We start from the raw sequence: 5,788 nt of genomic DNA on the forward strand, positions 1-5,788 counted from the left end.
GGACACGCTGGAAGGCGGCACCGGAGACGATTCCATCGGCGGCGGCGAGGGCGACGACGTGATCGACGGCGGCGCGGGCGACGATTTCCTCGCCGGCGGTGGCCGCGACGACGTGATCATGGGCGGTGCGGGCAACGACACGATCAACGGCGGCGACGGCGACGACACCATGACCGGCGGCGAGGGCGCGGACGTGTTCGTCTACAACTTCTTCAAGGACGGCGACGCGGATGTGATCACCGACTTCGAGGACGGCCTCGATACCTTCCGGATGATCGGCATCGAGAACGCGCCCGGCTCTGGCCTGCAAGGGTACCTGGCAGCTCTCGACATCGCCGACACCGCCGAAGGGGCGCTCATGTCTTATCAGGGGCACGGGATACTGGTCGAGGACGTGGCCGCCGCAGACCTCGGGCAGGACGATTTCATCTTCATCTGAGCCGCCCTCCGGCAGCCCCTGCCCGGGATCCCCTCCTCCGGCGTTGCGTTGAGCAATCTCGCGGTTTACGGCGACGGCGAGGGGACGACGATGACCAGGACTTCAGCGCCGCCGCGCGCGTGGCAAAGGATGCTCTCGGGGCGTCGGCTCGACCTGCTCGACCCGACGCCCGTGGACATCGAGATCGAGGATATCGCGCACGGCCTCGCCTTCGTCGCGCGCTGGAACGGGCAGACGCTGGGCGACTGGCCCTATTCCGTGGCCGAGCACTCGCTCCTCGTGGAAGAGATCTTCGGCCGGATCGGCACCGCGCCCCCGCGCTGGCGGCTCGCGGCGCTCCTGCACGATGCGCCGGAATACGTCGTCGGCGACATGATCTCCCCAGTCAAGGCGGCAGTCGGCCCCGGCTACGGCGAGCTGGAAGCGCGGCTCGCGACAGCGATACACCTGCGGTTCGGCCTGCCGGCCGAGCTTCCGAAGACCGTGAAGCAGCGCATAAAGCGCGCCGATCGCATGAGCGCGTGGATGGAGGCGGTGCAGATTGCGGGCTTTTCGGAGGCCGAGGCGACGCGCTTTTTCGGTCGCCCGCCCACCGCGCTGGGGTCGTATCGCATCGCCCCCCGACCGCCGGCCGAGGTCCGCGCGGCCTATCTCGCGCGGCACGCGGCGCTCCTGTCGCAGACGGGCTGAAGGAACCGGCAGCGCCGCGGACGCCTTGACGGCAGGCAATGGGAACGGACACGGAGCTTCTCCGCTGGGCGGCGGCGCTCGCCACCATGCTTGCGGCCGGTCTCGTCGCGTGGCGCGGGCCGCCACGCCAGACCGCCTGGGGCTTCGTGCTGTTCTGTTTCGCGGCTCTCTCGTGGATCGCCGCCGCGCTCATCGACGACGCGCCTGCACTGGCGCTGCAGAACGTCGTCCTGCTGGGGATCAATCTGCTCGGGGTCTGGCGCTGGTTCCGGATGCCGTGACCGGCGCCTGCCGCGCGCTGCGCTTACCGCGGGCTGCGCTTGGCGAGGATGCGCTGCAGAGTCCGGCGGTGCATGTTGAGGCGCCGCGCCGTTTCGGACACGTTGCGGTCGCAGAGCTCATAGACCCGCTGGATGTGCTCCCACCGGACGCGATCGGCGCTCATCGGGTTCTCGGGCGGCGGCGGCATGTCTTCGGTGGTGGCCAGCAGTGCGTTCGTGACATCGTCGGCATCCGCCGGCTTCGACAGGTAGTCCGTCGCCCCGACCTTGACCGCGGCCACCGCCGTGGCGATCGCACCATACCCGGTAAGCACCACGATGCGCGCCTCGGGGCGCGCGGCACGCAGCTGTTCGACGACGTCGAGGCCATTGCCGTCTTCCAGCCGAAGGTCGAGAACCGCGTAGGCCGGCGGGCGGCTGTCGACGATGGCCTTGCCCTCCGCGACGGTGCCCGCGATCTCGACCTCGAAACCGCGCTTTTCCATCGCCTTGGCAAGCCGGCGCAGGAAGGACTCGTCGTCGTCCATGATCAGAAGGGACGGATCGGCCCCAAGATCGGGTTGCTCTGCCTCGGCCACCGGCGCCACCTCGGTTCTTTGACGGGATATCACTTAGGCCGCGTGACCGCGAGGGTCAAATCCGGACCTTGCGTCAACTCGCTTCGAGGAAGCATTGCACGCGGTCCGCCATCGCCTCCGGCCCCGCGTCGCGGCGGAAGAAATCGACGAAGCCGTGCCCGGGCAGGACCAGGTAGCTGAAGGTCGAATGATCGACGAGGTAGAAGTCGTCCTCGCCCGCGTCGTGCACGTTGTAGAAGGTCCGGTAGGCGTCGCTCGCCGCCTTGACCTGCTCGGGCGAGCCCGTGAGGCCGATCATCCTCGGATGGATGTTGGCCGCGAAGTTGCCCACCACCTCGGGGGTGTCGCGCTCCGGATCGACCGAGATGAAGACCGGCGTCACCGAGTGCCCCCGCTCCTCGAGGATGTCGACGGCGGCGGCGTTGCGCGCCGTGTCGAGCGGGCAGACGTCCGGACAGAACGTGTACCCGAAGTAGAGGATCGACGGCTCCGTGATCACGTCCTCGTCGGTCACCGTCTCACCCTCTGCGTTGACGAGGGTGAAGGGCCCGCCGATCTCTCCGGCGCCGCCGGCCACCTGACCGCCGCGGCACTCGGCGAAGGCCTCCTCGCCCCCGCCGCCGAAGAGACGCGAGATCCACCCGTCGGCCGTAACGGCGCCGGCGCCCAGCGCCGCGGTCACGACCCCGGCCGTCACGATCACGCTCATTCGTCTCATGTTGCCCTCCGCCGTGGCGTCTGGATTGATCCCGACGCGCACTCTACCTAAGCAAAGGCGAGCCCGCCGCAAGGGACCAGAAGCGCGCATGTCCGAGACCGATCTCTCCGTCCTGCCCGGGCGACGCCGGCGCGACTGGATCCGGCTGCGCACGCTGATCCTGCTGCGCTGGATCGCGATCACCGGCCAGCTTGCAGCCGTCGCGATCACCCAGTGGGGCCTCGGCATACGGCTCGATCTCGGGCTCTGCCTGACGGCGATCGGCGCCGCCGTGATCGTCAACCTTGTCGCGACCGTCGTCTTCCCGGAGACCAAGCGCCTGACCGAACGCGAGACCGCCGCGCTCGCGCTCTTCGACATCCTGCAACTCGGCGTGCTGTTCTACCTCACCGGCGGGCTGCACAATCCCTTCGCCCTTCTGCTGCTCGGGCCCGTGACGGTTTCGGCCTCGGTGCTGACGCTCCGCGCGACCTTCCTGCTCGGGACGGTGGCCGTGGCGGTGGTGACGCTCCTCGCGCTCACCGCCCGGCCGCTCCGCGCCCCCGACGGCGAGGTGCTGCGCATGCCCGAGCTCCTGCTTGCCGGCACCTGGGTGGCGCTGGTGATCGCGCTCGTCTTCCTGTCGATCTACTCGCGCCGTGTCAGCAGCGAGATGCACGCCATGTCCGACGCGCTCGCCGCGACCCAGATGGCGCTGGCACGCGAACAGAAGCTGACCGACCTCGGCGGCGTGGTGGCCGCCGCGGCGCACGAGCTCGGGACGCCGCTCGCCACGATCAAGCTGACGTCGGCGGAACTCCTGGAGGAGCTCGACGATCGCCCCGAGCTGCGCGAGGACGCGGCGCTGATCCGCAACGAGGCCGACCGCTGCCGCGACATCCTGCGCTCGATGGGCCGCGCCGGAAAGGACGACCTGCAGGTGAAGCAGGCCCCGCTCGAGGAGGTCGTGCGTGAAGCCGTCGAACCGCACGAGGACCGTGGCAAGGACATCCTGCACGGCACCTCGCCCACCGCGCAGGGGCCGCAACCGGCCGTCCTGCGCCGCCCCGAGATCATCCACGGGCTGCGCAACCTCGTGCAGAACGCGGTGGATTTCGCGGCCTCGGCCGTCCGCATCGAGAGCGGCTGGACCGAGACCCGGATCTGGATCCGCATCGCCGACGACGGCCCGGGCTTCCCGCCCGCCGTGCTGGCGCGGATCGGCGAACCCTTCATGCGCCGGCGCCGGACCGAGCGCGGCACGCGACCCGGCTACGAGGGAATGGGCCTCGGCCTTTTCATCGCCAAGACGCTTCTGGAACGGTCTGGCGCAGAGCTCACCTTCGCCAACGGCGGAGACGCGGCGGGCGGCGACGCGCAGACCCCGCGAGGCGCGATCGTGGAGGTCGTCTGGCCGCGCGGCAAGATCGACGCGGTGCGCGGCGAGACGCCGGTCCCGCGCGGGCAGAACCGCCCGATCCGCGCGTGAGGCGTCGGATTTAACCCTTCCTTAACCATGCTGCGGGAAGACCCGTGGCATCGGTATCCCGCACCGGGGGAAGGACTTGAGCTTCGATACACTGCTCGCCATCGCTGTCGCGAGCCTTGCCGCCGCGGCGCTGAGCGTCGCTGTACTGCGTGCGCGGCCCGCCCCGGCCGCCCCGCCCTCCGAAGGCGCGGCACCCGTCGCCTTCCTCGTGGACGCGGGCGAGGTGGCGGACGCCACGCCGCCGGCGCAGGCGCTGCTCGACGATCTGGCGGGGAGCGGCACGGACTGGGCCGCCCTCACGACCCTGTTCGCGCGGCGCTTTCCCGGGTTGCCCACCACCGCCGAGGGGGCCGAGGATGCCGCGCCGACACGGTTCGAGGATACGCGCGGCAGGCTCACCATCACCCGCGTGGCCCCGGGGATCCTCCGGCTCGCGCTGGAGGACCGCGCGCCGGATGCAGCCGCACGCCACCGCGATGCGCTCGACCGGCTGGAGCTGCGCGCGATGCGCAGCGCCGCGGGGCTCTGCACCGATCCCGCCTGGCTCGAGGACGGGGCGGGGCGCGTGACATGGGCGAACGCCGCCTATCGCGCGCTCGCACTCGAAACGCGGCGCTGGACCGAAGGCGCGGCCTTGCCACGCCTGTTCGAGCGCCCGGCGGAGGGGACGGGGCGGCTGTCGCTCGCCCTGCCGGAGGGCGGGGCGCGGCGCTGGTTCGACGTGACGCTGCAGCCCGAGCGCGGGGTATGCCTCGGCCACGCCGCGCCGGCGGACGCCGCCGTGCACGGCGACGCGGCGGAGCGCAGTTTCGTTCAGACGCTGACCAAGATCTTCGCCCAGCTCTCCGAGGGGCTCGCCGTCTTCGACCGGGAGCGCCGCCTCGCGCTCTTCAATCCCGCGCTTCTCGACCTCACCGGCGTTCCCGCCGACCGGCTGAGCGCGCGCCCCGATCTCATGGCGTTCTTCGACCTCCTGCGCGAGACCGAGGTGATGCCGGAGCCACGCGATCCCGCGGCATGGCGCAAGCGGCTCGACGCGCTCGCCCGGCCCGGCGGCGGTCTCGATTACACCGAAAGCTGGAGCCTGCCTTCCGGACTTGTCTATCGTCTCACGGTCCGGCCACAGCCCGACGGCGCGCTTGCCGTCGTGATCGAGGACGTCACGAGCGAGGTCTCGCTCACGCGCCGCTTCCGCACCGACCTCGAACTCGGGCAGTCGGTGCTCGACGCCCTCGACGAGGCGCTGGCGGTCTTTTCGCCGCAGGGCGGCCTGATCCTGACGAACGCCGCCTATCGCCGGATCTGGGAGGTCGAGCCCGACACCGCCCTGCGCGAAACGACGCACCGTGAGGCGGCGGACCTCTGGCAGGCCGGCTGCCGCCCCGGGCCGGACTGGGCGGGACTGCGCGCGGCGCTGGCAGGCGAGGGCGGGGCGGCGTGCTGGCACGGGCGACTGATCCTGCGCAGCGGCGCCGCGCACGAACTCACCGTCAGGCCCCTCCCCGGCGGCGCGACGCTCGCCCGGTTCCGGGTGCCGGAGCCGGACGCCCTGCCCGCCCCGGCTCCGGCCGCTACAGCGTCCTGACCGGATGCAACCGGCTCGGTCCGCGCGGG

7 protein-coding genes are annotated in these 5,788 nt (G+C 71.2%); 5 read left to right on the top strand and 2 right to left on the bottom strand.

Annotated elements, in window-relative coordinates; genetic code table 11:
- From ACESL7_RS08735 to ACESL7_RS08745, 3 genes are all read left to right on the top strand, one after another.
- The coding region (locus tag ACESL7_RS08735; RefSeq protein ID WP_372892933.1) for a calcium-binding protein at window positions 1-439 on the top strand (439 nt) is incomplete at its 5' end.
- A 90-nt stretch (window positions 440-529) separates the two neighbouring features.
- Complete coding sequence (locus ACESL7_RS08740) at window positions 530-1,129, top strand: HD domain-containing protein (RefSeq protein WP_372892934.1); 600 nt, start codon at window positions 530-532, stop codon at window positions 1,127-1,129.
- Between the two features lie 38 nt (window positions 1,130-1,167).
- Window positions 1,168-1,410 (top strand): hypothetical protein, encoded by a 243-nt coding sequence (locus ACESL7_RS08745; RefSeq protein WP_372892935.1) that lies wholly within the window; start codon window positions 1,168-1,170, stop codon window positions 1,408-1,410.
- Between the two features lie 23 nt (window positions 1,411-1,433).
- Here the strand turns inward: ACESL7_RS08745 and ACESL7_RS08750 are convergent, their stop codons facing one another.
- Both ACESL7_RS08750 and ACESL7_RS08755 read right to left on the bottom strand, forming a co-directional pair.
- Window positions 1,434-1,988, bottom strand: coding sequence for an ActR/PrrA/RegA family redox response regulator transcription factor (locus tag ACESL7_RS08750; protein WP_372892936.1), 555 nt, complete (start codon window positions 1,986-1,988; stop codon window positions 1,434-1,436).
- A 73-nt stretch (window positions 1,989-2,061) separates the two neighbouring features.
- Window positions 2,062-2,706 carry an SCO family protein gene (locus tag ACESL7_RS08755; RefSeq protein ID WP_372892937.1) on the bottom strand — a complete coding sequence of 215 codons (645 nt, stop codon included), beginning with the start codon at window positions 2,704-2,706 and terminating at the stop codon, window positions 2,062-2,064.
- A gap of 88 nt (window positions 2,707-2,794) precedes the next feature.
- Between ACESL7_RS08755 and regB the strand changes: the two genes are divergently transcribed.
- Together regB and ACESL7_RS08765 are read left to right on the top strand one after the other, a co-directional pair.
- Window positions 2,795-4,174, top strand: a complete 1,380-nt coding sequence (gene regB / locus ACESL7_RS08760) for a sensor histidine kinase RegB (RefSeq protein WP_372892938.1) — start codon at window positions 2,795-2,797, stop codon at window positions 4,172-4,174.
- Window positions 4,175-4,250: 76 nt separating this feature from the next.
- Window positions 4,251-5,759: a PAS-domain containing protein gene (locus ACESL7_RS08765; protein WP_372892939.1), complete on the top strand. Its 1,509-nt coding sequence runs from the start codon at window positions 4,251-4,253 to the stop codon at window positions 5,757-5,759.
- Window positions 5,760-5,788: the final 29 nt, after the last annotated feature.

The organism is Rhodosalinus sp., from assembly GCF_041685465.1.
Taxonomy (GTDB): domain Bacteria; phylum Pseudomonadota; class Alphaproteobacteria; order Rhodobacterales; family Rhodobacteraceae; genus Rhodosalinus.

Bases quoted from the DNA above. Each gene is read 5' to 3' on its own strand.
- regB (WP_372892938.1), top strand. From the start codon at position 2,795: ATGTCCGAGACCGATCTCTCCGTCCTGCCCGGGCGACGCCGGCGCGAC.
- ACESL7_RS08755 (WP_372892937.1), bottom strand. From the start codon at position 2,706: ATGAGACGAATGAGCGTGATCGTGACGGCCGGGGTCGTGACCGCGGCG.
- ACESL7_RS08745 (WP_372892935.1), top strand. From the start codon at position 1,168: ATGGGAACGGACACGGAGCTTCTCCGCTGGGCGGCGGCGCTCGCCACC.
- ACESL7_RS08740 (WP_372892934.1), top strand. From the start codon at position 530: ATGACCAGGACTTCAGCGCCGCCGCGCGCGTGGCAAAGGATGCTCTCG.